This is a genomic window from Pseudoxanthomonas sp. (genome assembly GCF_035999195.1).
GTDB lineage: Bacteria > Pseudomonadota > Gammaproteobacteria > Xanthomonadales > Xanthomonadaceae > Pseudoxanthomonas_A.
This window is the reverse complement of record NZ_DASYGY010000004.1, coordinates 264,364-290,379: the sequence shown is the minus strand read 5'-3', so window position 1 is coordinate 290,379 and position 26,016 is coordinate 264,364. Positions and strand designations below refer to the sequence as shown.

Below are 26,016 nucleotides of genomic sequence, written 5' to 3'. Positions count from 1 at the left end.
GCCATGAAATATTTCTCGCTGATATGGTCGGCGCTGTTCCGCAGCAAGACGCGGACGCTGCTGACCCTGCTCTCGGTGGTGGCGGCCTTCCTGCTGTTCGGCCTGCTGGATTCGGTGCGCGTGGCGTTCAACTCCGGCGGCAGCGTGGCCGGCGCGGATCGCCTGGTGGTCGCGTCGCGACTGTCAATCACGCAGATGCTGCCGTACAGCCTGTCGGCCCGCATCGACGCCACGCCGGGCGTGAAGAAGAGTGCCTACGCCGCGTGGTTCGGCGGCATCTACAAGGACCCGAAGAACTTCTTCCCCAATTTCTCGGTCGGCCCCGGCTACATGGAGATGTACCCGGAATACATCATCGATCCCGCACAGCTGAAGGCCTGGGAGGCCGACCGCACCGGCGCCATCGTCGGCGAGAACCTGGCCAGGCGATTCGGCTGGAAGATCGGCGACACCATTCCGCTGCAGGCGACCATCTTCCCGCAGAAGGATGGCAGCAACGCCTGGCCCCTGACGCTGCGCGGCACGTTCAGGCTGGCCGACAGCAAGCGCAAGGGCGAGGAGAACCAGCTGCTGTTCCACTGGAAGTACTTCGACGAAGCCAACCAGTACGTCAACGGCCAGATCGGCTGGTACATGGTGAAGCTGGACAACGTGAACCACGCCACCCGCGTGGCCAATGCCATCGATGCGATCTCCGCCAACTCGGCGCACGAGACCAAGACCCAGACCGAGCAGGCCTTCAACCAGTCCTTCGCCAAGCAGTTCGCCGACATCGGCCTGATCGTCACCGCGATCATGGCGGCGGTGTTCTTCACCCTGCTGCTGCTGACCGGCAACACCATGGCGCAGGCAGTGCGCGAGCGCGTCCCCGAACTCGCCGTGCTGAAGACGCTGGGCTTCACCAACGGCACCGTGCTGGTACTCGTGCTGGTCGAGTCGGTCTTGCTGATCGTGCTGGGCGGCGTGCTGGGCATGGCGATCGCCTCGGCCCTCATCCCGGTGGTCAGCGGCGCCAGCAACGGCATGATCGCGTTGCCCAGCATCCCGGCACAGACCTGGGGCACGGGCCTGGGACTGATGGTCGCGATCGGCCTGATCGTCGGCGCCTTGCCCGCGACGCGTGCGATGCGCTTGAAGATCGTCGATGCACTGGCCGGCCGCTGACAGGAGACATGACATGAAGAAGCAATGGTTGGGCAACCTCATCTCCATCGTGGCACTGGTGGTCGGCCTCGGCGTGTGGATCGTGCTGCCGTGGTTCGCGGTGCTCGGCATCGCCGTGGCGCTGGTGCTGTGGCTGTTCCTCACCCGCAGCGGACGGCTGTCGTTGGAGGCCGCGAAGATCGGCATCGCCAGCCTGCCGCAGCGCTGGGGCGCATCTTCGGTGATCGTCGTCGGCATCGCCGGCGTGGTCGGTGTGCTGGTGGCGATGCTGGCGATGGGCGAAGGCTTTTCCGCCACGCTCAAGCAGACCGGCAGCGAGGACACGGCCATCGTGCTGCGCGGCGGCTCGCAGGCGGAGACCAACTCGGTCATCAGTCGCGACCAGGTACCGCTGATCTCCACGCTGGCCGGTGTCGCCAAGGGCAAGGACGGCCGCGCGCTGCTGTCGCCGGAGCTGTCGCAGATCGTCAACCTGCCCACGGCAAGCACCGGCGAAGATGCCAACGCGCAGTTCCGCGGCGTCAGCGAAGCGGCATGGTCGATCCGTCCGCAGGTGAAGCTGATCGAGGGCCGGAAGTTCAACGTGGGTGTGCGCGAGATCGTGGTCGGCCAGGGCGCGAAGGGCCAGTACCGCGGCCTGGACGTCGGCAAGACGCTGAAACTGGGCAACCAGGAGTGGACGGTGGTCGGCGTGTTCGCCTCCGGCGACGCGCACGATTCGGAACTGTGGACCGACATCGACACACTGTCGTCGGCCTACGACCGCCGCGCCTACCAGTCGGTGACGGTGCGTACGGACGGCAAGGCCGGCTTCGACCAGTTCAAGCAGGCGATGGAGAACGACCCGCGCCTGAAGCTGGACGTACTGACCACGCGCGACTACTACACCAAGCAGTCGACCGGCCTGAACACACTGATCAAGGTGCTGGGCACGGTGATCGGCACCATCATGGCCATCGGCGCCGTGTTCGGCGCGCTCAACACGATGTATGCGGCGGTCGCCGGCCGTGCGCGCGAGATCGCCACCATGCGGGCGATCGGTTTCCGCGGCCTGCCGGTGGTGATGGCGGTGATGCTGGAGACGATGCTGCTGGCGCTGCTGGGCGGCGTGCTGGGCGGGTTGATCGCCTGGGTCGTGTTCAACGGTTACAGCGTGGCCACGCTGGGCAGCAACTTCAGCCAGGTGGTGTTCCAGTTCAAGGTCACGCCGGAACTGCTGTGGAGCGGGCTGAAGTGGGCGCTCGGCATCGGCCTGGTCGGCGGCCTGTTCCCGGCATTGCGCGCGGCGCGATTGCCGATCACGCAGGCCCTGCGCGCGATCTGACGGCCATCGGCAAGGCGCCGGTGCCTGCCGGCGCCTTGTCGCGTTCAGGGATCGAGCCAGCCTCGCGATATCGCCAGCGCGACATCGGCGGGCGTATCGAGGTCCACACCGAGATCCGGCGCATCGCAGCCGATGACGCCGGCATCCGCGGCATTCAGCACATCACGCAATCCCCGATCTCCCTGCACGGCAAGGGCGGCATGCAGCATCGTGGGTGCGACGACGGCGGGAATGCCGACGCGATCACCGAAACGCGTCGCCGCCGAACCCGAAGGCGCTCGGCGGGAGGCGTCCAGCAGCGTCAGGAGATGGGCAACCCCCAGGGCAGGTTGATCGCAGGTGACGAACAGCGTCGTCTCCGCATGCGTGGCGAGTGCCTCCGCGGCGATGCGCACGCTCCCTGCCAGACCCGTGCGCCATTGGGCGTTGACCACGCATTCCACGGTCAGGTCGCTCACCGCGCGAGCAACGTCGTCCGCCTGCGCGCCCACGACGACCAGCACGCGCGAGGCACCGGAGGCCAGCGCCAGGCGCGCCGCACGATGCACCAGCGTTTCACCCTCGCGCGTCAGCAACTGCTTCGGCCGACCCAGGCGCGTGCTGCCGCCCGCCGCCAGGACGACCGCCGCATGCGATCCGCTCACGCCGGCTCGCCGTGATGCCAGGCCTGCAGCTGGGCGGCGATGCTCAGCGCGATGGCCTCCGGTCCCTGCCCGCCCAGCTTCATGCCGATCGGCGAGCGCAGGCGAGCCAGCAACACCGCGTGCAGACGCGATGGAATCACCCGCAGCAGGTCTTCGCGGCGCCGCACCGGGCCGAGCAGGCCGATGAAGGGAATCGCGGTGTTCGCCAGCGCCACCAGCGTCTCGCGGTCGTGTTCGAAGTGGTGATGCATCACCAGCGCCGCATCCGGCGCAGGATGCAGCGCCTGCAGCGCTTCCTGCGGCGACCGGATGCGCCAGTCGTCCGCCATGTCGTCGTCCGGAATCCAGCGCGCGCGCCGCTCCACCACGGTGACATGCCAACCGAGCTGGCGCAGCCACGTCACCAGCATCGGCGTTTCGGGGCCGGCACCGAAGATCGCCACGCGTGGCGGCGGCGGCAGCGTCAGCTCGCCCGCGACGCCGACCGTGGCGGCGCCAGCGACGGGCAACGTCCACGCATTCCGCAAGCTACCGACATCGGCGGACACGCCACCGTCGGCCGTCAGCCGCAGCGACAGCACACCGGCGCCCTGCCACCATGCCTGGACCAGGTGCGACCAGCCGGTCAGCCGATCCAGCGGCAGCAACGCCAGATGCAGGCGACCGCGACAGCCGACCGCCGAACCGGCCAGCAGGTCTTCGTCATCGCGCGTATCGATGTCCATCGCGTCCAGATGGCCGGCCGCCACCGCGTGCCGCGCGCGGCGTGCGATCTCCGGCTCCAGGCAGCCGCCGCTGAGCCAGCCGGTCTGCGCATCGTCGGCGGCGAACACGGCCATCGCGCCCTGCCGCACGTAGGTCGAGCCTTCGGTGGCGACGACCACGACCAGCGCGCTGCCGTCGCCGGCCTCGCTGGCGCGCGCGGATGCTTGCAAGGGATGGCGAGGGACCGACATGCGCACCACGATGGCGCAAGCACCGGGCAGAAGGCAACGCCCCGCACGCGCGTGGGGGCATCGGGCAAGCATCGCGCAGGATCGTGCAAGTGTTCGCCGGCATTTTCACTGGCATGCCACGGGGGCACGGAGTATCGTCGCTCAGTCCCACGCCGCCGCCAGGAGACCCCATGAAGTTGAACGTCAATGGATCGGAGCGCGAGGTCGACGCGCCCGACGACATGCCGCTGCTCTGGGTCCTGCGCGACCTGATGGGCCTCACCGGCACCAAGTTCGGCTGCGGTATCGCGCAGTGCGGTGCCTGCACGGTGCACGTGGACGGTTCGCCGTTGCGCGCCTGCGTGACGCCGGCCTCCGCCGTGGCCGGCAAGAAGATCACCACCATCGAAGGCCTGTCCGCCGACGGCTCGCATCCCGTGCAGAAGGCATGGGCCGAACTGGACGTGGTGCAGTGCGGTTACTGCCAGTCCGGGCAGATCATGTCGGCGGCCGCCTTGCTGGCGGTGGTGCCCGCGCCGACCGACAACGACATCGATCACGCCCTCTCCGGCAACCTCTGCCGCTGCGGTACGTACCAGCGCATCCGCGCGGCCGTGCACCGCGCCGCGGAAATCGGTAAAGCCTGATTCCACTTCGCTGCGGTACACCGTGCCGTGGCCCCGATCCGATGTTCGACGGAGGTTGTGTCCGTGAACCTTGAACTGAAATCCTCGCGCCGCGGTTTCCTGCGCTCCACCGCCCTGGTCGGCGGCGGACTGGTGGTGGCCATCGCCGTGCCCGGCGCCCGCCGCCTCGCCTGGGCGCAGGAGGCGCAGCCGGCCACCGCCGCGGCGTTCGCGCCGAATGCGTTCCTGCGCATCGCCGCCGACGACTCGATCACCGTGCTGCTCGCGCATGCCGAAATGGGCCAGGGCATCTGGACCACGCTGCCGATGCTGATCGCCGAAGAGCTGGACGCCGACTGGTCGAAGATCCGCGTCGAACACGGCCCGGCCGACAAGGCCTACACCAGCCCGGTGTTCGGCATGCAGGGCACCGGCGGCTCGACCACCACGTGGTCCGAGTTCGACCGCTACCGCCAGGCCGGTGCCGTCGCGCGCAACCTGCTGCTGCAGGCCGCGGCGGCGCGCCTCAACGTGCCGCTCGCCGACCTGCGTACCGAGAACGGCGCCGTTGTCTCCGGTACCCAGCGCCTGCGCTATGGCGAGATCGCCGATGCGGCGGGCAAACTCACGCCACCCGATCCCGCCACGCTGACGCTGCGCGATCCCAAGGACTGGAAGCTGATCGGCAAGGGCACCAAGCGGCTGGACACGCCGGAGAAGATCACCGGCAAGGCGGTGTTCGGCATGGACGTGCAGTTCGACGGCCTGCTGACCGCCGTGGTGCTGCGCTCGCCGGTGTTCGGCGGCACGGTGAAATCGTTCGATGCCACCGCCGCGCGCGCCGTGCCCGGCGTGCGCGATGTGGTGCAGATACCCAGCGGCGTCGCCGTCGTGGCCGAACACTTCTGGGCCGCCAAGCTGGGCCGTGACGCGCTGCAGGTGGTGTGGGAAGCCGGCGAAGGCGCCAAGCTCGACAGCACCGCGTTACGCCAGCAGTTCTCGCAGCTCGCCACCGAGGACGGGCCGACCGCCGTGCGCGCCGGCGACGTCACTGCGGCGCTCAGCAAGGCCGCGAAGACCGTCGATGCCGAATACGCCGTGCCGTATCTGGCGCATGCGGCGATGGAACCGTTGAACTGCACGGTGAAGATCGGCGACGGCGAGTGCGATATCTGGTGCGGCACGCAGTTCCCGACACTGGACCAGAACAGCACCGCCAAGATCCTGGGCATGGCGCCGGAGAAGATCCGCATCCACACGCCGTTCCTCGGCGGCGGTTTCGGTCGCCGCGCCACGCCCAGCTCGGACGTGGTGTCGGAGGCCGTGCATGTGGCCAGGGCGGCCAAGGCCCCGGTCAAGACGGTGTGGACGCGCGAGGACGACACGCGCGGTGGCTACTACCGTTCCGCCTTCGTCGAGAAGATCAAGGTCGGCCTGGGCGAGGACGGCCTGCCGACGGCGTGGCACCAGGTGATGGTGGGCCAGTCGATCATGGCCGGCACCTTCATGGAAGCGATGATGGTCAAGGACGGCATCGATGCCACCTCGACCGAAGGCGTCGCCAATTCGCCGTATGTGCTGGGCACGCCCGCGCACCGCGTCGACCTGCATTCGCCCAGGACCGGCATCCCCGTGCTGTGGTGGCGCTCGGTCGGCCACAGCGCCAACGGCTTCGTGATGGAAGGCGTCGTCGACGAACTGGCGCATGCCGCCGGCAAGGATCCGGTCGAGTACCGTCGCGCCCTGCTGAAGGAGCATCCGCGCCATCTCGCGGCGTTGAATCTGGCGGCGGAAAAAGCAGGCTGGTCGTCGCCGTCGCCGGAAGGGCGCGGACGCGGCGTCGCCGTGCACGAATCGTTCGGCAGCTACGTCGCACAGGTGGCCGAGGTGTCGGTGGAAGACGGCCGCATCCGCGTGCACCGCGTGGTCTGCGCCATCGACTGCGGCGTGGCGGTCAATCCGTCCGCCGTGGAGGCGCAGATGGAGTCGGGCATCGTGTTCGGCCTGAGTGCGGCGCTGCACGGCACGCTGACGCTGAAGGAAGGCCAGGTGCAGGAATCCAACTACCACGACTACCGCGTGCTGCGCATGCACGAAATGCCGAAGATCGAGGTCCACATCGTGCCCAGCACCGACAAGATGGGCGGCGTGGGCGAACCCGGTACGCCGCCGATCGCACCGGCCGTGGCCAATGCGGTGTTCGCCCTGACCGGGCAGCGCCTGCGCGAACTGCCCTTGCGGCTGCCGGTCGCCTCCGCCACCTCCACGCCGACTGCCTGAGGAGACCGCCATGCGCATCGCCCTGATGTCCCTGACCGTGCTCCTGCTCGCCGCCTGCGGCCCCCGCATCAGCGAGGAACAGAAGGCGCAGGCCCTGACCGCCTTCGCCACGGTCGAGAAGGTGTTCCAGCACCCGCGCTGCAGCAACTGCCATATCCCGGGCGATGCCCCGCTGCAGTTCGATGCGCAGACGCCGCACGCGATGAACGTCGTCCGCGGTCCGGAAGGCAAGGGCGCGCCCGGCCTGCCCTGCTCGACCTGCCACGCCGAACAGAACGCACCCGCCAGCTACGGCCCGCACGCTCCGCCCGGCGCACCGCACTGGCAGCTGCCGCCGCCGGACCAGAAGATGGCCTGGATCGGCCTGCCCGCCGATCAGCTGTGCGCGATGATCCAGGACAGGAAGCGCAACGGCGACCGCGACTTCGACGCGCTGCTCAAGCACGTGGCCGAGGACAAGCTGGTGCTGTGGGGCTGGAACCCCGGTGGCGAACGCGCCCCGGTGCCGGTGCCGCACGACCAGTTCGTCGCCGCGTTCAAGACCTGGTCCGACGCCGGCGGTCCGTGCCCGGCGCCGGCACCCGCGGCGCAAGGCTAGGACGCACGCGCTGTTGGCCCTCTCGTAGAGCCGAGCTTGCTCGGCTTACGTCTCGTATCAGAGGTGCGGCGGAGCAGGCTCCGCTCTACACGGTCGCCATGTCGCGGCGGCGCGCGCGCCACAGCCCATCGCTGGCGAAGATCAGCAGCCCGGTCCAGATGGCGGCGAAGCCGATGGCGCGCTCGACGCCGAAGGCTTCCTTGAACACCAGCACGCCGATCAGCAGCTGGATGCTGGGCGCGATGTACTGCAGCAGGCCCACCACCGACAGCGGAATGCGGCGCACGCCGTAGGCGAAGCCGATCAGCGGCACCGCCGTCACCACGCCGCCGAACACCAGCAGCAGGTCGTTCTTCCAGCCGAACCCGCTGACGAAACCACCGCCGTGGCCGACCTCGCCCCAGACCACATAGGCCAGCGCGGGCAGGAACAGATAGACGCTCTCGACGCCGAGCCCAGCCACCGGATCCACCGCCACCAGCTTGCGCACCAGCCCGTACAGGCCGAACGAGAACGCCAGACCCAGCGCGATCCACGGCGGCGAGCCCGCCTGCAGCGTCAGCCACGCCACACCGACCAGCGCGAAACCCACCGCGATCCATTGCGCTGGCGAAAGACGCTCGCGCAGCACCAGCACGCCCAGCACCACGTTGATCAGTGGGTTGATGAAGTAGCCCAGGCTGGTCTCGACCACATGGCCGGCGTTCACCGCCCAGATGTACAGGCCCCAATTGAACGCGATCAGCAGGCTGCTGAGGCCCAGCAGCGGCACGGCGCGGGGTTGCGCACGCACCTGCCGCCACCAGCTGCGTCCGTGCTTCAGCAGCAGCCAGCCGAGCACCAGCACCGCACTCCACACGATGCGGTGCGCGATGATCTGGAACGACGGCACCGCCTTGAGCAGGTGCCAGTACAGCGGCACCACGCCCCAGATCAGGAACGTGCCGGCGGTGATCGCCAGCCCCTTGCGGTCGATCGGCGCGGTGCTCATTTCGCCTGGCGCGCGCGTGCCAGCGTGATGAACACCACACCGGCCAGGATGACCACCATCGCGCCGATATCGTGGCGCGTGAACGTCTCGCCCGCGATGAAGGCACCCAGCGCCACCGCGATCACCGGATTGACGTACGCATAGCTGCCGACCAGCACCGGACGCGCATGGTGCAGCAGCCACACGTAGGCGGTGAAGGCGACGATGGAGCCGAACACCGCGAGGTAGGCCACCGCCAGTCCGCCGGTGAGCGTCCAGTCCGCCGTGTTGAAGCGCTCGCCGTGCAGCAGGCCGGCAACGACCAGCATCACGCCCGCCGCCAGCATCTGCGCCGCCGCCGTCATGAACGGCGACGGCAGGTCGCGGCCGCGCGACCACACCGAGCCGTAGGCCCAGGCGATCGGCGCGATCAACAGCAGCACCAGGCCGACCGGCGAACCGGTGAGCGAACTGCCGGCGTTGAGCCAGACCACGCCGGCGAAGCCGATCACGATGCCCAGCCACTCGGCCTTCGTCGCATGCTGTCCGCGCAGCGCACCGAACAGCCCCATCCACAGCGGCATCGACGCCACCGCCACCGCGGCCAGCCCGGACGACACCGTCTGCTCCGCCAACACCACCATGCCGTTGCCCATCAACAGCAGCAGCGCGCCCATCACCAGCACGTTCTTCCACTGGGCACGCGTCGGCGGCGCCACGCCGCGCCACCGCAGGAACAGGAACATCACTAGGCCGGCGGCGACGAAGCGGCTGCCCGACACCATGAGCAAGGGCGGGAACCCCCCTTCGAGCGCGAAGCGGATGCCGAGATACGTCGAACCCCAGACCACGTAGACGATGGCCAGGGCGGCAGCGACGGCAAGGCCGCCACGCGCGGGCGCGGCGGAAACGGAGGACGTCATGGGGGAGCCGTGGGGAGTGCGGTGTGGTGCAATTCTAGGCCAGCGGCGGATCCGCGGCATGACACGGACGCTCTCGGCTGCTTGAAACCTTTCCGGGCAGGCTTGAGCTGCCTTCAAGACGGCCCCGGGTCCGGGGTCACAGGTGTGTGAGCGACGTCAGTCGCGATGGAGCGCGCTGGACATCATGCGCGCGCGCATCAGGGCGTTGCCCCCCCTGCGGGATTCACCGACAAAGTGCGGCCACCCTGCACACCCATCGCGACTCGCGTCGCTCCCACAACGGACGGGTCGATCAGCCGCGCTCGCGCGCCAGCAACTGCTGCTTGCGCGGCAGCCCCCAGCGGTAGCCGCCGAGCGATCCGTCGCCGCGAATCACCCGATGGCAGGGCACGACCACCGCGATGCGGTTGTGCGCGCACGCGCTGGCCACCGCCCGTGCCGCGCGCGGCGCACCCAGCGACTGCGCCAGACCCGCATAGCTGACCGTCTCGCCCGCCGGGATCTTCATCAACGCATCCCAGACGCGCTGCTGGAAGCCGGTGCCCAGCAGGTCGACCGGCACGTCCGCCTCACCTCCGGCCAACCGCTCCGCCACCGCGCGCAGCCGCGGCGCGAGGAAGTCGTCGCGACCGGCTTCGACGCGTTCAAGGTGCGCCAGCGGGAATTCCTCGCGCAGCCGACGCTCCAGCGCCGCCTCGTCATCGCCCAGTTCCACCGCGCAGATGCCGCGCTCGGTGGCGGCCACCAGTGTGCGGCCCAGCACCGTATCAACCACGGTCCAGCGGATCGCCACGCCACGCCCGCCGGCGCGATACGTGGCCGGCGTCATGCCCAACTTCGCCGCGCCCTGTTCGTAGAGGCGCGACGGCGAACCGTAGCCGGCGTCGTACAGCGCGGTGGTGACATCGCGGCCCTGGCGCAGCGCGCTCTTCAGCGTGCCGAGCTTCCTGCGTGCGAGGTACTCGGCCGGACTCAGGCCGAAGCGGGCGCGGAAGCGGCGCTGCAGATGGGAGGCGCTCAGGCCGGTCCGCGACGCCAGTTCCGACAACGACGGTTCGCCCTTCTCGAGCAGGCGGCGCGCCTGCTCGAGGGGATCAACGGCAGCGGTGGGAAGCGATCGGCGCGTCATGGTGTCCATGCGCCCAGACTAGGGCGAGTGCGCCAGTCCGACTATCCGGATCTTGCGCTCCAGACGAGGGGTGAGTGCGAAGGAGTGGGTAACGAGGTGAGCGCATTGCGTACGCTCACTCCTCACTCCTCATCACTCACCCCTGCCTCATTCCGCCCAGCGGCCCGGACCCGGCGAATCGGGCAGCACCTGCGCCGACAGCTTGCGGTCCTGGCCCAGGATGCCGATGGCGTCGGACAGGATGGCGGCGGACTCACGCAGCAGCGGATCGGGACGCTTGTCGGCCAGCTTTTCGCGCTGCGCATCCTTCACGATGTCGCGTTCGGACGCACCCAGACCGTCGTCGGCCAAGTCTTCCGCCAACGGATCCAGCGCCAGTCCCAGCGCCTTGCGCTCGGCCTGCCGCTGCTTGCGCTGCTGGTCCTGGCGGTCGCGTTCGGCGCGACGTTCAGCCTCGTTGAGCGACACGTACTTCTTCGCGGCCTCGGCGCGGAACTGCGCCACGTCCTCGGACCACCACTGGAATTCCTTGTCCTTGGCCGAGCGCGCCGCGTGCAGCGCCTCCAGGCGCGGCAGCAGCGGGGCGAAGTTGCCGTACTGCGTGTGCGGCACCGCGGCGATGCGCGTCCACGGCAGCGCGTTGTCGTACGTACTCTCGCCGTATTCGCTGGCATCGACGCTCACCGGGAACGCGATGTCCGGCACCACGCCCTTGTGCTGCGTGCTGCCGCCGGCCACGCGGAAGAACTGCGCGATCGTCAGCTTCACCGAACCGAAGCGCGGCGCCTCGTTGGCCGGCCAGCGGTCCAGGTCGACCATGTTCTGCACCGTGCCCTTGCCGAAGCTGGTCTCGCCGATCACCAGGCCACGACCGTAGTCCTGGATGGCGCCAGCGAAGATTTCGGACGCCGACGCGGACGCGCGGTTGATCAGCACCGCCAGCGGACCGTCCCACGCCACCCCGGGCTTGCGGTCGCTGTTGACGGTCACCCGGCCGCCGGATTCGCGCACCTGCACCACCGGCCCCTTGTCGACGAACAGACCGGTCAGCTCGACCGCCTCGTCCAGCGAGCCGCCGCCGTTGTTGCGCAGGTCCATCACCACGCCGTCCACGCCCTGGGTCTTGAACTGGGCCAGCAGTTTGGCGATGTCGCGCGTGGCGGAGTTGAAGTCGTTCGGATTGCGCCGACGGCCCTCGAAGTCCTGGTAGAACGCCGGCAGCTTGATCACGCCGATGCGGCGCGCGGGCTCGCCCCCGTTGGCCGGCAGCGAAATGATCTCGGACTTGGCGGCCTGCTCTTCCAGCTTGACCTTCTGCCGGGTGATGGTGACCTGCGCATGCTTGCCGTCGATGCCGGCCTCGACCGGGATGTATTCGATGCGGACCTGCGTGTCCTTCTTGCCGCGGATCTGCGCGACGACATCGTCGATGCGCCAGCCGATCACGTCGGTCATCGGGCCGGATTTGCCCTGGCCGACGGCGACGATGCGGTCGCCGATCTTCAGCTTGCCGCTGAGGTCGGCCGGGCCGCCCGGCACGATCTCGCGGATCGCCACCAGGTCGTCCTGCCGCTGCAGCACCGCGCCGATGCCTTCCAGCGACAGCGACATCGACTGGTTGAAGTTCTCGGCGGTGCGCGGCGTGAAGTAATCGGTGTGCGGATCGATCGCGCTGGTATAGGCGTTGAGGAAGGTCTGGAAGACATCCTCGGTCTTCAGCTCGTTGATGCTGCGCTGCAGGTTGGCGTAGCGCTTGTCCAGCGTCTTGCGGATGTCGTCGGGCTTCTTGCCGGCCAGCTTCAGGCGCAGCCAGTCGTTCATCACCGACTTCTTCCAGATCGCGTCCAGCGCCGCGCCGTCGGCCGCCCAGGGGGCGTCCTCGCGGTCGTATTCCCAGCGCTCGTTGCCGGTGAAATCGAAATCCTGCTTCAACAGCGCGCGGGCATAGGCCACACGCTGGCCCACGCGCTGCTTGTAGACGGTGAAGATCTCGTAGGCCGGCGCCAGGTCGCCGTTGCGGATGGCGTCGTCCATCTTGGTGCGGTACGGCGCGAACCGCGCCACGTCCGCTTCGGTGAAGAACTGCTTGCCGCCGTCGAGCGCCTCGAAATAGCGCTTGAACACGTCCTGCGAGAGCGTGTCGTCCAGCGGGCGCGGCCGGTACGCGTAGCGGCTGTCCGACAGCAGGCCGTAGACCAGCTTGGAGGTATTGGCCTGGTCGGCAGTGGGCGCCACCGTGACCGCATCGCCGTCGCCGCGCGCGAGCAGCGCCAGCGGGGTCGACAGGGCCAGGGCCAGCAGCAGGAGGGGGGCTTTCTTCAAGGTCATTGCGTACTCATGGCCCAGGGGGCCGGCAGGCTGGAACGGACAGCGGATGCGACACGACGACAGTGCACAAAGTTGCACGCCTTGTCATCTGCCTTTGGGCAGCCTAAGGGCCTGAGCGTAGGAAAAGGTGAACCGCACCCGAGGCGCGGACCCACCCGCTGCAGCGACGCGCGGCCTGGCCGCCGGCGTGCGGATTCAGCCCGCGTGCTGTGCGGTGTAGGCGGCCTGCGCCGCCTGCTGGTCGGCATGGTAGGACGAGCGTACCAGCGGACCGGAGGCCACATGGCTGAAGCCCAGCGCCATGCCGTACTCCTCCAGCGCCTTGAACTCGTCCGGCGTCCAGTAGCGCAGCACCGGATGGTGGTGCGGGGTGGGCTGCAGGTACTGGCCGATGGTGACCATGTCGACATCGTGCGCACGCAGGTCGCGCAACGTGCCCTGCACCTGCTCCATGGTCTCGCCCAGGCCCAGCATGATGCCGGACTTGGTGGGCAGGTGCGGATGCTGCTGCTTGAAGCGCTGCAGCAGGGTCAGCGACCACTGGTAGTCGGCGCCGGGGCGGACGTTGGGATACAGGTCCGGCACGGTCTCGATGTTGTGGTTGAACACATCCGGCGGGTTGACCGCCAGGATCTCCAGCGCGCGGTCCATGCGGCCCTTGCCGCGGAAGTCCGGAGTGAGGATCTCGATGCGCGTGGCCGGCGAATGCGTGCGGATGGCGGTAATGCAGTCGACGAAATGCTGGGCACCGCCGTCGCGCAGGTCGTCGCGGTCGACGCTGGTCACCACGACGTATTTCAGGCCCATGTCGGCGACCGTGTTCGCCAGACTGAGCGGTTCGGACGGATCGGGCGGCTTGGGCCGGCCGTGGGCGACATCACAGAACGAACAGCGGCGCGTGCAGACCTCGCCGAGGATCATGAAGGTGGCGGTGCCGTGGCCGAAGCACTCGTGGATGTTCGGGCAGCTGGCTTCCTCGCACACGGTGACCAGGCGGTTCTCGCGCAGCTTGGCCTTGAGCCTGGCGACCGACCCGTCGGACGGGATGCGCACGCGGATCCACGACGGCTTGCGCAGGACCGGGGCATCGGCGAACTGCACCGGCGAACGCGCGATCTTGTCGCCCCCCAGTTGCTTGGCGCCCGTTTCCAGCGGCGCGGGCGCGGAACTGACGACCTGGAGGGGGATGACGCGTGCGGGGGTATCGGCCATGGCGGCAATTCTAGCCGCTTCGCCTGCTCCTGGGCCCGGCACGCGGCGCACCCTCGTGATTCGGCGGGACATCCGGGGTGGGCGGAGGCATGCCGAAGCGACGGCACCGGTACCGACGGCCGGGAGGCGATCGCCTCGCACGCCGCTGACCCCTGAGCGTGGGCACCGGCACCTCGCTTCCGGTACCGCGCCACAGGCATAAAAAAGCCCGCAATGACCAGGTCACTGCGGGCTTGCTCCCTCCCCCACGTCGGGATGCGGGGCCATCGTGAAGGGTGGATTACAGGTCTTGCACGCTGCACTGCAAAACAGAACCGGACGGTTCACTGGTCGACGTTGTGATGTCACGAATATGAACACCAGCCAAACCCGCGCCATTGCTGGATGTTACCGATATCAGACCAATTTCCGGCCGCTCGTCAGAACGTCGGTTACGTTCTTCACCGCATTTACCTGAACAGGCGAGCCGCCGATCCCGTGCGCAATCGTCCGGGCCCGCGCGGCTACTTGAGGTAGTGGGGCCGCCCGTCGTACCAGGCCTTGGCGCGCACCAGATGCAGCGTGCGCTGCGGGCCCCGCACTTCCACGCCCACGCTCAGCGCACGCCACCGGGCGTACAGGTCGCCCTGCCGCTGGTCGCCCTGCAGCCGCAGACGCGCCTGCAGGTCGTAGCGGTCGTTGCGCGCCTGCAGCCGGTCCAGGACCAGCACGTCGTCGCGCCACTGCACGCGGCCCTGCACGCGTGCCTGGCCGGCATCGACCAGCCGGTACACCCACGCGGGGTATTCCTTCTGCCGGGAGAACAGCGCCAGCAGGAAGCCGACATCCTTCATGGTCACGTCGGCGCCGCCGCCCGCGCTGATCGGCCGGTCGACGTCCAGCCGCGCGCGGTCCAGTGTCACCTGTGCCCACCAGCCGCGACGCGACTCGCCACCGGGTTCGGCGAACCCGACATTGCGCAGGCGCACGGTGCTGCCATCGGCGACGAACAGCCGCCGCTTCAGGTCGGCACGGCGCAGCTTGAGGTCCAGATCGAGGTCGCCGCGCAGCTGGATACCGGCCAGGTGCATGCGGGTGCCACGACCGGCGATGCGCAGCGTGCCCTGCCCGACGTCACCCGCCGCGTCCAGCGACAGGTCGCCACCGAGCACGCCGGCGCCCCCGTCGAAGCGCATCTGCCGGCGCGGCAGGAAGGCGTTGTAGACGCGCAGGTCCGGCACGCGCGCGTCCGTGAACACGACGCGCGCCTGCATCGCGTCGCGCAACTGCGCCAGCGGACCCTCCGCATTGATCGTCAGCTCGAGGTGTCGCCCCTGCACATACGGCGTATCGGGCGTCGCCAACGGCGCCATGTCGAAGCGGTCCAGCGTGGCCTGCAGCCGTGGCACCAGCGCGCCGTCCTTGCCGGCGTCCAGCCGGATGTCGGCGCGGGCACGACCGCGGATGCGGTTGTCCATCACCTCGGCCACCGCGTCGACCCCGGGCACGGTGATGCGGCTGCCCGCCGCCAGCCGGCCGTCGACCACCCGCACGTCGGCGCTGACCGCGCCGGCGCCGTCGAGCGTCAGCCAGGGCGCCTGCGGGAACAGGCCTGACAGCCAGCGCAGCGAGTCGAAGTGCCAGGTACCGACGAGATGGCCGGACGCGCGCGGCAACACGCTGGCGACCTCGCGCAGCGGCACCTGCCGGCCGCGCAGGCGCAGGTCGGCGTCGATGGCCAGGCGGCCGTCGGCCTGTGGCGGCACCGTGACCTCGATGGCGATGTCCTCGTCCACCGCCACGTCGATGCCGAGCATGTCGTTACGTACAGCGCCGGCGATGTCGTTGCCCGCCACCGCCATGGTCAACCGCGCGCGCCCGCCCGGCTTGAGCGCGCCCCGCTCGAAGCCCAGCGCGATGTTGGCACGGCCTTCGCCGGGCACCGCTTTCACCGTGACGTCGCCGCGCGGACCGACCGCCACGTCCAGGCCGGCGGTGCGTCCGGCCAGCGTCAGGTCCAGCTGCGTCTTCAGCAGCTTGTCGATGCCGGCCGCGTCTTCGCGCCGGTGCCGGTCCATCGCGAAGCGCACGTCCAGCGTGGCCTCGCGCAACAGCTCCGCGCCATCGCGCGCGAGCCTCGCGTCGGCGAACGCCACCTGCGACGGCATCAGTTCCATCGGGCCACCACGCAGCTGCTTGTAGAACCCGACCTCGCCGCGTCCCGCGCCGACCAGCTCCATCCCGTCGACGTAACCGCGCCGGATCGAACCGCTGGCGATGCGGTCGAACTGCAGCTCCCAGCCGCCCTCGCGCGGCGGCGGCGGCACGCGCTCTTCCGCGACGCGACGGATGCCACCCCGGACGTCATCGGCACGCATGTCCGGCACGTGCAGACGCCGCGACAGCAGCGGCCACAGCGCGATGCGTGCCTGCACCTGCCCTGCGGTCGCCTCCCATGCGATGCGTCGCGACTGCCCCTGCAGCGTCACCTCGCGCAGGCTGACGCGCCCCGGCCACCAGGTCTGTCCGGACGCCCAGTGCATCCGGAAGCGGTCCGGCTGGCGGTTCAATGCCTGCTCGCCCAGCGCCGTGTTGAGGAACACGTTGCCGGCGACCAGGTAGAGCGCATACGTGGCCACCAGGGCGATCGTGCCCCGCCCCAGCCAGCGCAGCGCGTTCTTGCGAAAGGAGGTCCGTTCCATCCGCTCAGCATGCCGCATCCGGCATCATGCAGACACTCAGCGGGCGGCGAAGTGTCCGTGGAACCCGAGCGGCACCGAGTAGGGCAGCCACGCCTGCGCCAGCGGCCCGTCGTCCACGCGCCGGGCGTCCAGCACGGCGATGCCGCTGCGGCCCTTCGCCGCATCGAGCAGCGTGCCGACCAGCCAGCCATCGTCGGGACGCGTGCTGCCGGGACGGGGGACGAACAGGTGCTCCTCCACCAGCACGTCGCGCCCGTAGTCGTGCACCTGCCGGCGACCGCGGGCGGGATCGAACGCGCCGACCCGGCTGAAGTACGGCGCGGTCGAACCGTCGGCGTGGATGGGTGCGTACAGGCGCGCCGCATCGCGCGACGGGGTGCGGGGATCGAACACGGGGAACTCGATGCCGTCGATGCCGGTATCGTCCCAGTGCGCCTTGCCGCTGCGCAGGTCGAGTACCAGCTCCCGCAGCAGGCCCTTGCCGCCATGCGCATCGCCGTGGCCGTCGCCGTTCATGGCCGCCTTCATCGGCGAACGCGCTTCCTCCACGTCCAGGTGCTGGACGGCACGCACCCTGATGCGGCCATCGCGCTCGGACGCATCGCCGAAATGGTAGATCGCGGCGAAATCCGCCTCGAACCAGCGCGCCTCCGCCGGCGCGGCCTTGTCGACCACGGCGATGCGCAGCGGCTGCTCCTGCCGGAAGCGCAGGCGCTCGAAGAACGCGCCCTTGCCTTCGAGGTAGCGGAACGGGATCAGCGCGAACACCAGATGCCGGTCGGTCATGGCGAAGCTGTGCAGATAGCCGGGCACCGGCGTCTCCAGCACGTCGGCGGACGCCAACGTGCCGTCGCGGCCGATATGCCAGACCACCAGGCCGTTGCCGCCCATCATCGAGATGGAGCCGAAATTCCACATGGATCCGTCGCGGTCCATCAGCGGATGCGCGGAGAACGGAATCGCGGCCAGGTCCGGGCGCCAGGTCACCGGACCCAGCGTGGTCAGCGCATCCGGATCCAGTTCGAACGCCGAGCCAGCTTCGGACAACGCGAACAGGCGGCCATCGATCATCGCGACCGACGTGTTGGCGGTGTTGGCGTCGTCATTGTTGCGGATGGGCTGCATGTCCGGGATGGACGTGCCCGCCGTCGGATACAGGAAGCGGCCGGCCTGCTGCTCGCGGGTGAACTTGGGCGTGGCCACCATGCGGGCGTGGTGGCTCAGCGTGCCGTCGCCGTTGAAGCGCCAGCCATGCACCATGCCGTCGCCGTCGAACCAGTGCTCGTAGCGGAAGCCGGCGCGCTCGGTCCAGGCGGGTCCGTTGCGGTACAGCGTGCCGGCGAAGCCGGCCGGCAGCCGCCCCTCCAGCGCCACCGTCGCCGGGCCCAGGGTGTCCGACTGCACCGACTTCCAGCCGGCCAGCCACGGCCGCTCGCGCAGGCCCGCGGCGAACCGCGCCGGATCGCCTGCGAGCGCGGCCTCGCTGCGCAGCAGGGCCGGCGCGACGGCCAGCGCGGTGGCGCCGGAAAGGAGGTTGCGCAGGAAGCGGCGACGGTCCATGGCGGCGGCCTCAGCGCAGGGTGATGGCGATGGCGGCATCCTGCGCACCGACCTCGAAGCGGGCTTCGTCCCAGGTGGGCTTGCGCATCACGTTGGGATTGTTGCTGAAGCCGTAGGCTTCGACCGGCATCCCGATCATGTTGCTGTCGAGCTTGCCGTTGCCGTTCTCGTCGTGGGTGACCAGCACGGCGTACGCGCCCGGCGCCAGGTCCTTGAACACGAAGGTCGCGGTGTCGCCGGTCGGAGGCGCGCCATCCGCGCGCACGGGGCCGGCCTGTCCGTTCCAGCCGGCGGCGGAATCCACCACGGCCACCTTCACGACGCCGGTCTTCGCGCGCACGTCGTGCAGGGTGACGGTCAGGTCGGCCGCCTGCGCCGGCGCGAGCGCGGCGATCGACAGTAGGGCGAGGCAGGCGGGGCGAACGAGATGGCGACGCATGGGCGGACTCCGGAAGGGCGGGATGTGCGGCCAGTCTGGTCGCCACGCCGCACCGCGTCAGTTGCCAACGGTCACTCCTTCGACCTGCCGGAAGTCACCTGCGACGGCGGCGCAGCGCCCGCTCCGCGCCCGGCCGTCCCACCCACGCCGCCGGCACCGGCCGCCCCAGCAGGAAGCCCTGCACGGCATCGCAGCCCAGCTCGCGCAGGTCCTGCAACTGCTCCTGGGTTTCCACGCCCTCGGCCGTCACCTGGATCTGCGAGCCGCGCGCGATCTGCACGATGGAACGGATGATCGACACCGTCATGTCGCGGGCGCCCGGCTGGCGCAGGGCGGCCGCGAACGACTGGTCCAGCTTGATGCGGTCGAACGGCAGTTCGCTGAGCTGGGCCATCGAGGAATACCCCACGCCGAAGTCGTCCATCGCAATGCGTATGCCGGCCTCGCGCAGTTGCTGCAGCACCCCGCGCGCCAGCTTCGGGTCGCGCGCCAGCACCGACTCGGTGATTTCCAGCTCCAGCCGCTGCGGCGGCAGGCCGGTGCGATGCAATACCTCGAGGAACGAGGCCACCAGCCCGGGCGCTTCCAGCTGCGCCGGCGACACGTTGACCGCCACGGTCACCGGTTGCGGCCAGGCCAGCGCATCCCGGCAGGCGCGCTCCAGCACCCACAGCCCGAGCGGCACGATGACGCCGGACGTTTCGGCCATCGGAATGAAGTCGGCCGGCGAGATCTGTCCGTAGACCGGGTGATGCCAGCGCACCAGCGCTTCGTAGGCCTGCACCTGCAGGTCGTGCACGCCGTGCTGGGCCATGTAGTGCAGTTCCAGGTGTCCCTGCCCCACGGCGTCGTACAGGTCGCTGACCTGCGCGAGCCTGGCCTGGATGCGCTCGCCCATGCCGGGTTCATAGAACGCCAGCGTGTCGCGGCCATCCGCCTTGGCCGCGTACAGCGCGATATCCGCCTGGCGCAGCAGTTCACCGATCTCCGCCGGCGCTGCATCTACCAGCGTGGTGCCGATGCTGGCGCGTACATCGATCCGGTAGCCGTTCAGCATCTCCGGCTCGCGCAGCCCCTCCTGGATGCGGACGAGCCGCTGCCGGAGATCCGCCTCGGTCTCCTGCTCGGGCAGTCCGCAGACCATCAGCGCGAACTCGTCGCCGCCCAGCCGCGCCAGCACATCGCCCGGTGCGACTGCCCGCCGCAACCGCTCGGCCACCCGGCACAGGATCTGGTCGCCGGTCGCATGTCCCAGCCCATCGTTGATCGCCTTGAAGTTGTCCAGGTCGATCAGCGCCACCGCCACGCGACCGCGCGCGCATGCCTCCGCAGGGGACGCGTCCATGAAGCTGCGCCGGTTGGGCAGACCGGTCAGCGCGTCGTGATGGGCCAGTGCATGCAGGTGGCGCTCGCGGCGCAGGCTTTCGGCTTCGCGCAGCCGCGCGTCGGACACATCGCACCCTACCCCGCGCCAGCCGATCCACGCGCCGGACGGCGCATGCAGGGGACGGGCGCTGATCTTCCAGCTGCAGGTCTCGGGCGTCGCCGCTTCCACCACCAGGCCGGTGAACGGCACGGGCGTCGACAGGCGCCGCTGCAGCGCGTCGACGCCGACCTCGCGGTCGCTGGCCACCTCGATCAGGCGCTGCCGCGAGAACAGCGTGTCCAGGCGTTTGCCGAGCAGGGACGCATCGTCGCGCCCGAGCATCCGCGCCAGGGAAGGCCCCACCCGGCTCAGGCTGCCCCTGCAGTCGCTTTCCCACAGCCAGTCGTTGGCATTGCTCTCGAACTCGCGCAGCAGCAGCCCCACGATCTGCTTCTGTCGCGCCACCGATGTCTCGGCTTCGATCCGCTTGACCAGCATGCGCGACACGAACAGCAGGGCGATCGTCAGCATCACCGCGTAGCAGCACAGCTGCGCGATCGTCATGCCCTGCGCCAGGAAGTCCAGCCGCGCCACCATCAGGCATGCGGCCACGGTCAGGATCACCAGCCACAGGAACGACACCAGCGGGGCGGTGATGCCCACCAGCACGCCGGTGGCGATCAGTCCCGGGGTGTAGGCGGCCAGCAGCAGTCGGCTGCCATCGCTCGCGGCCAGCGGGGCACCGAGATACAGGCCGACGCCGCAGGCCATCGCGGCCAGGCCGCACCAGCCGGCCGACACCCACAGGTCGACCAGGCGCAACTCCCGCGGATGCGGCCCCCGGGCAACCCGCCACCGGCCGATCGCGTGCACGGCCCAGCCCACGTGGACGACGACGAACACCACGGCCCAGGGCTGCCAGCGACGGCCCTGAAGGAAGGGCGCCATGACCTGGAAGACGCCCAACGCGCTGACCAGGTTCGCGGCCACGTACCAGGGGATGACCCGGAACAGGTTGCGCAGCTGCCGGTCCAGCAGGACCGCGCGCGTCGCCGCGTCGGCATGCGGCAGGGCCCAGCATTGGCGTAGCGCCTTCCACGGCATCGGCGTTCCCTCGGCCGGCGATCCGCGCCGATGGATGCCGTGGCGCCGGCATCAGGACGGCGCGCCTGATCGACATCCTCCCCTTCGGAACATCCGTGCAGGAGCGGACATCGCCGCCGTCCGTTTACGCCGCGCGGGCCAGGCGTCGGGTCCGGACCGCGTCCGCCAGCCGGTGCAGCACCTGCACCGAGCCCTCCCAGCCCAGGCAGCCGTCGGTGATGCTCTGCCCGTACGCCAGCGGCTGCCCGTCCACCAGATCCTGGCGTCCGCCGACCAGATGGCTCTCCACCATCACGCCGACGATGCGCCGCTCGCCGCCCTCGATTTGAGAGGCGATGTCGTCGATCACCGCGGGCTGGTGGTCGGGATTCTTGCCGCTGTTGGCGTGGCTGGCATCGACCATCAGGCGCGCCGGAAGCCCCGACTTCACCAGCACCTGGCTGGCGGCCTCGATGCTGGCGGCATCGTAGTTCGGCGCCTTGCCGCCGCGCAGGATCACGTGGCAATCCGGATTGCCCGCGGTCGCCGCGATGGCCGACCGGCCTTCCTTCGTCACCGCGAGGAAATGATGCGGATGCGATGCCGCGCCCACCGCGTCCACCGCGATCTTCACGTTGCCGTCGGTGCCGTTCTTGAAGCCGACCGGGCACGACAGCCCGCTGGCCATCTCGCGGTGCACCTGGCTCTCGGTGGTCCGCGCGCCGATCGCGCCCCACGCCACCAGGTCGCTGATGTACTGCGGCGAGATGGTGTCCAGGTATTCGCAGCCGGCGGGCAGGCCGAGCGCGTTGATGTCGCGCAGCAGGGCGCGCGCCAGGCGCAGGCCGCGGTTGATGTCGAAGCTGCCGTCCAGTGCGGGATCGTTGATCAGCCCCTTCCAGCCCACCGTGGTGCGCGGCTTCTCGAAGTACACGCGCATGACGATCTCCAGTTCGCCGGCGAGCGCATCGCGCAGCGGCTTCAGGCGCCGGGCGTAGTCGATCGCCGAGGCGGGGTCGTGGATCGAACAGGGTCCGATCACCACGATGAGGCGGTCGTCGCGGCCATGCAGGATGTCGTGCAGCGCGGCGCGCGCATCGGACACGGTCTGCGACACCGCATCATTGCAAGGCAGCTCGCCGATCACGGCAGCGGGTGTGACCAGCTCATCGAGTTTGCGGATGCGCAGGTCGTCGGTATGGGGGGCCATGGGGTCTCTCCGGTCAACAAAAAAGCCGCCAGGTTCGCTGGCGGCTTCAAGGGGATTCTTCTGGTGTCTTACCTAGAATGAACGCGTCCTCGCTCCCGCCGTCGGCATCGGAAAGCCTTCGTACCAAAACCAATAGCGGGCGCGGAGCGGGTTCATGCGAGGCATTGGGCCACGCCTTCCGGCGCTTGTCGACTGTTTCATCGGCAACGGAAAACCGCTCACGCGGCGGTGAAGAACATCAGGTAGACCAGCCGGCCGTTTTCCATCGTGCTGCCGAATGCGGGCCCGGCGGTATGCCACAGCCACGGACGCAGCAGCACCAACCGGTTGAAGCGCATCGGCACTTGCATGGTGGGCTCCCACACGCTGTCGTCGTTGCTGTGCTTCTCGATGATCTCCTGGTGCATCTGCGCATGCGAGGCGAATCCCATCTCCGCCAGTTCCGCATCGGTGAGCGGCGCGCGGTCGCGGTTCGACGGACGATGGCGGAAGAACTCCGTACCGCCACGGCAGTCCTCCGGCTTGCTGAGATAGAGGATGCCCGACCAGTACGCCTGGTCGATGTGGACTTTCGCCGTGCCGACATCCGACGCCAGGGTGATGCGGAACTTGCCGTGCGAGTGCAGCGGATCGATCGGCTTGAGCCGCTCGCCGGTGAGGTGCGAGGCGATCTCGGACAGGCCTTCGATCTCGATGCGCTCCAGCGAATTGCGCCCCGGGAACGGACCGCGCAGATCCGGATAGGTCAGCCTGAGCGCGGCCTCGCGCAGCGACCACGCGTCCTGCGGGCCGAGGAAATCGTCGACGACGATGAGGGAGGTGTGCATGCGTGCAGGCTAGCCGCCTGCCCGCGTGCGGACAAGGCAAAAAGAAACCCCGCCTTGTGGCGGGGTTCCGGTACTGCGGTACAGCGCGGACGCGGGCTGCTTAGAAGTCCATGCCGCCCATGCCGCCCATGCCGCCGCCGGCCGGCATCGCCGGCTCGTCCTTCTTCGGGGCCTCGGCCACCATCGCTTCGGTGGTGATCATCAGGCCGGCGATCGAAGCGGCGTTCTGCAGCGCCGAGCGCGTGACCTTGGTCGGGTCCAGGATGCCGAACTCGATCATGTCGCCGAACTCGCCGTTGGCGGCGTTGTAGCCGAAGTTGCCCGAGCCTTCCTTGACGCGGTTGACGATCACCGACGGCTCTTCGCCGGCGTTGGTGACGATCTCGCGCAGCGGGGCTTCCATCGCGCGCAGGGCGATCTGGATGCCGTGGTTCTGGTCTTCGTTGGCGCCCTTCAGGGTGCCGATGCTCTGCAGCGCGCGGATCAGCGCCACGCCGCCGCCCGGCACCACGCCTTCTTCCACCGCCGCACGCGTGGCGTGCAGGGCGTCTTCAACGCGGGCCTTCTTTTCCTTCATCTCGATTTCGGTCGAGGCACCGACCTTGATCACGGCCACGCCGCCGGCCAGCTTGGCCACGCGTTCCTGCAGCTTCTCGCGGTCGTAGTCGGAGGAGGTCTCCTCGATCTGCGCCTTGATCTGCTTGATGCGCGACTGGATGCGCTCGGCATCGCCGGCGCCGTCGATGATGGTGGTGTTCTCCTTCGAGACCACGACTTTCTTCGCACGGCCCAGGTCGTTGATGGTGGCCTTCTCCAGCTGCAGGCCGACTTCCTCGGAGATCACCGTGCCGTTGGTCAGCGTGGCGATGTCTTCCAGGATGGCCTTGCGGCGGTCACCGAAGCCCGGCGCCTTGACGGCGGCGACCTTGACGATGCCGCGGATGGTGTTGACCACCAGCGTGGCGAGGGCTTCGCCTTCCACTTCCTCGGCCACGATCAGCAGCGGCTTGCCGGCCTTGGCGACGCCTTCCAGCACCGGCAGCAGTTCGCGGACGTTGGAGACCTTCTTGTCGTGGATCAGGATGAAGGGGTCGTCGAATTCGACCTGCTGCGACTGCTGGTTGTTGATGAAGTACGGCGACAGGTAGCCGCGGTCGAACTGCATGCCCTCGACGACGTCGAGTTCGTTCTCCAGGCCCGAGCCTTCTTCAACCGTGATCACGCCTTCCTTGCCGACCTTCTTCATGGCCTCGGCGATGATGTCGCCGATGTTGCTGTCGGAGTTGGCCGAAATGGTGCCGACCTGGGCGATCGCCTTGTCGTCGGCGGTGGGCTTGGAGAGCTTCTTCAGCTCTTCGACGGCGGCCTTCACGGCGTGGTCGATGCCGCGCTTGAGGTCCATCGGGTTCATGCCGGCGGCGACGGCCTTGGAGCCTTCGCGGATGAACGCCTGCGCCAGCACGGTGGCGGTGGTGGTGCCGTCGCCGGCGTTATCGGAGGTCTTGGACGCGACTTCCTTGACCATCTGCGCGCCCATGTTCTCGAACTTGTCGGCCAGTTCGATTTCCTTGGCGACGGAAACGCCGTCCTTGGTGATGGTCGGGGCGCCGAAGCTCTTCTCGAGCACGACGTTGCGGCCCTTCGGGCCGAGGGTGGCCTTGACGGCATTGGCGAGGATGTTCACGCCGCGCACCATGCGCGTACGGGCGTCTTCACCGAAACGGATATCTTTGGCTGCCATTGGAAAAACTCCGTGATTCGTGATGTGTGATAAGTGATTCGATGAACGTCGGGCGGCGGGAAGCCGGATGGGGCGGGATCGTCAACGCGTTGCGCTGCTGCGAATCACCAATCCCCAATCACCAATCCCGCCTCGGCATCAGCCGAGGATCGCGAGAACGTCGTCTTCCTTGATGATCTTGTACTCGACGCCGTCCTGCTTGTAGGCCGAACCCGAGTACTGGCCGTAGATCACCTTGTCGCCGACCTTGACCTTGGGGGCGCGGACGTTGCCGGTGGCCTCGACGAACTTGCCTTCGCCGACGGCGACGACTTCACCCTTGGTGGGCTTTTCCTTGGCAGCATCGGGAATGATGATGCCGCCGAGGGAGGTTTCTTCGGCTTCGATCGGCTTGACCACCAGACGGTCGTACAGCGGCTTGATGTTGCTCATGTCAATCCTCTTAAGTGATTGATTGGACTAGGAAAGGGGCGGCGATGTTAGCACTCGCCTCGAGGGACTGCCAACGTCGCGGACGCAAAAACCCGGCAACGCCGGATGCCGACCGATGTTGGGCGGGTCCGCCGGCCTTTCAAGGGCCGGCCGGCAAATTTTTTTGCCGCCGGGCCACGCCGGGCGGTCTGCGATAATCGCCGGCCCATGCCCGTCTTCCTGATCCTGTCCACCTGCCCGGACGCCGACACCGCCCAGCGGCTGGCGCGGACGCTGGTGGAAGAACGCCTGGCGGCCTGCGTCAGCCTGCTGCCCGGCGTGGTCTCGACCTATCGCTGGCAGGGCGACGTGGAACAGGCCACCGAAGTCCAGCCGCTGGCCAAGACCTCGGCCGACCGCCGCGACGCCCTGATGGCGAGGCTGGCGGCGCTGCACCCGTATGAACTGCCGGAGATCCTGGCGGTCGAAACCGCCGCCGGCCTTCCTGCGTATGGGGACTGGGTCGCTGCCGAAACCCGGGCCGACGCCCCCGCCCCCGAGTGAC

Annotated in this window: 21 protein-coding genes; 6 read left to right on the top strand and 15 right to left on the bottom strand. The window is 68.9% G+C overall.

Features of this window, described 5'->3' with window-relative positions:
- Positions 1-3 precede the first annotated feature (3 nt).
- On the top strand, positions 4-1,164 hold the full coding sequence (locus VGN58_RS02010) for an ABC transporter permease (RefSeq protein WP_327481112.1): 1,161 nt from the start codon (positions 4-6) through the stop codon (positions 1,162-1,164).
- A gap of 13 nt (positions 1,165-1,177) precedes the next feature.
- Positions 1,178-2,488, top strand: a complete 1,311-nt coding sequence (locus VGN58_RS02005; protein WP_327481110.1) for an ABC transporter permease — start codon at positions 1,178-1,180, stop codon at positions 2,486-2,488.
- A gap of 44 nt (positions 2,489-2,532) precedes the next feature.
- On the opposite strand, the gene VGN58_RS02000 is transcribed toward VGN58_RS02005, so the two are convergent.
- On the bottom strand, positions 2,533-3,132 hold the full coding sequence (locus VGN58_RS02000) for a nucleotidyltransferase family protein (protein ID WP_327481108.1): 600 nt from the start codon (positions 3,130-3,132) through the stop codon (positions 2,533-2,535).
- Positions 3,129-4,088 carry an XdhC family protein gene (locus tag VGN58_RS01995; protein WP_327481106.1) on the bottom strand — a complete coding sequence of 320 codons (960 nt, stop codon included), beginning with the start codon at positions 4,086-4,088 and terminating at the stop codon, positions 3,129-3,131. The genes VGN58_RS02000 and VGN58_RS01995 overlap by 4 nt, the downstream gene beginning before the upstream one ends.
- A gap of 170 nt (positions 4,089-4,258) precedes the next feature.
- Between VGN58_RS01995 and VGN58_RS01990 the strand changes: the two genes are divergently transcribed.
- From VGN58_RS01990 to VGN58_RS01980, 3 genes are all read left to right on the top strand, one after another.
- Positions 4,259-4,714 carry a (2Fe-2S)-binding protein gene (locus VGN58_RS01990; RefSeq protein WP_327481104.1) on the top strand — a complete coding sequence of 152 codons (456 nt, stop codon included), beginning with the start codon at positions 4,259-4,261 and terminating at the stop codon, positions 4,712-4,714.
- A 63-nt stretch (positions 4,715-4,777) separates the two neighbouring features.
- A complete protein-coding gene (locus VGN58_RS01985) occupies positions 4,778-6,973 on the top strand; it encodes a xanthine dehydrogenase family protein molybdopterin-binding subunit (protein WP_327481102.1) in 2,196 nt (731 codons plus the stop codon).
- A 10-nt stretch (positions 6,974-6,983) separates the two neighbouring features.
- Entirely contained in the window at positions 6,984-7,571 is a 588-nt protein-coding gene (locus VGN58_RS01980; protein WP_327481100.1) for a hypothetical protein, read from the top strand.
- A gap of 85 nt (positions 7,572-7,656) precedes the next feature.
- Here VGN58_RS01980 and rarD read toward each other — a convergent pair whose 3' ends face one another.
- From rarD to VGN58_RS01915, 13 genes are all read right to left on the bottom strand, one after another.
- Positions 7,657-8,562, bottom strand: coding sequence for an EamA family transporter RarD (gene rarD, locus VGN58_RS01975; protein WP_327481098.1), 906 nt, complete (start codon positions 8,560-8,562; stop codon positions 7,657-7,659).
- Positions 8,559-9,464, bottom strand: a complete 906-nt coding sequence (gene yedA / locus VGN58_RS01970) for a drug/metabolite exporter YedA (protein ID WP_327481096.1) — start codon at positions 9,462-9,464, stop codon at positions 8,559-8,561. The genes rarD and yedA overlap by 4 nt, the downstream gene beginning before the upstream one ends.
- Before the next feature lie 292 nt (positions 9,465-9,756).
- A complete protein-coding gene (locus tag VGN58_RS01965) occupies positions 9,757-10,593 on the bottom strand; it encodes a methylated-DNA--[protein]-cysteine S-methyltransferase (protein ID WP_327481094.1) in 837 nt (278 codons plus the stop codon).
- 147 nt (positions 10,594-10,740) lie between these two features.
- Positions 10,741-12,921 carry a carboxy terminal-processing peptidase gene (locus VGN58_RS01960; RefSeq protein ID WP_327481092.1) on the bottom strand — a complete coding sequence of 727 codons (2,181 nt, stop codon included), beginning with the start codon at positions 12,919-12,921 and terminating at the stop codon, positions 10,741-10,743.
- Between the two features lie 195 nt (positions 12,922-13,116).
- Positions 13,117-14,133 (bottom strand): lipoyl synthase, encoded by a 1,017-nt coding sequence (gene lipA / locus VGN58_RS01955; protein WP_327481090.1) that lies wholly within the window; start codon positions 14,131-14,133, stop codon positions 13,117-13,119.
- A 503-nt stretch (positions 14,134-14,636) separates the two neighbouring features.
- Complete coding sequence (locus tag VGN58_RS01950) at positions 14,637-16,814, bottom strand: hypothetical protein (RefSeq protein ID WP_327481088.1); 2,178 nt, start codon at positions 16,812-16,814, stop codon at positions 14,637-14,639.
- A 36-nt stretch (positions 16,815-16,850) separates the two neighbouring features.
- A complete protein-coding gene (locus tag VGN58_RS01945) occupies positions 16,851-18,374 on the bottom strand; it encodes a carotenoid oxygenase family protein (protein ID WP_327481086.1) in 1,524 nt (507 codons plus the stop codon).
- Between the two features lie 10 nt (positions 18,375-18,384).
- A complete protein-coding gene (locus VGN58_RS01940) occupies positions 18,385-18,813 on the bottom strand; it encodes a DUF2141 domain-containing protein (protein WP_327481084.1) in 429 nt (142 codons plus the stop codon).
- Positions 18,814-18,907: 94 nt separating this feature from the next.
- On the bottom strand, positions 18,908-21,283 hold the full coding sequence (locus VGN58_RS01935; protein WP_327481082.1) for a putative bifunctional diguanylate cyclase/phosphodiesterase: 2,376 nt from the start codon (positions 21,281-21,283) through the stop codon (positions 18,908-18,910).
- 124 nt (positions 21,284-21,407) lie between these two features.
- Positions 21,408-22,472: a 3-deoxy-7-phosphoheptulonate synthase gene (locus VGN58_RS01930; protein WP_327481080.1), complete on the bottom strand. Its 1,065-nt coding sequence runs from the start codon at positions 22,470-22,472 to the stop codon at positions 21,408-21,410.
- Between the two features lie 218 nt (positions 22,473-22,690).
- Positions 22,691-23,299, bottom strand: coding sequence for a DUF6445 family protein (locus VGN58_RS01925; RefSeq protein WP_327481078.1), 609 nt, complete (start codon positions 23,297-23,299; stop codon positions 22,691-22,693).
- Positions 23,300-23,399: 100 nt separating this feature from the next.
- Complete coding sequence (gene groL, locus VGN58_RS01920; RefSeq protein ID WP_327481076.1) at positions 23,400-25,040, bottom strand: chaperonin GroEL; 1,641 nt, start codon at positions 25,038-25,040, stop codon at positions 23,400-23,402.
- Positions 25,041-25,178: 138 nt separating this feature from the next.
- Positions 25,179-25,472, bottom strand: a complete 294-nt coding sequence (locus VGN58_RS01915; RefSeq protein WP_162337521.1) for a co-chaperone GroES — start codon at positions 25,470-25,472, stop codon at positions 25,179-25,181.
- Positions 25,473-25,679: 207 nt separating this feature from the next.
- Here VGN58_RS01915 and cutA point away from each other — a divergent pair, with 207 nt between their 5' ends.
- Positions 25,680-26,015, top strand: coding sequence for a divalent-cation tolerance protein CutA (gene cutA / locus VGN58_RS01910; RefSeq protein WP_327481071.1), 336 nt, complete (start codon positions 25,680-25,682; stop codon positions 26,013-26,015).
- Position 26,016 lies beyond the last annotated feature (1 nt).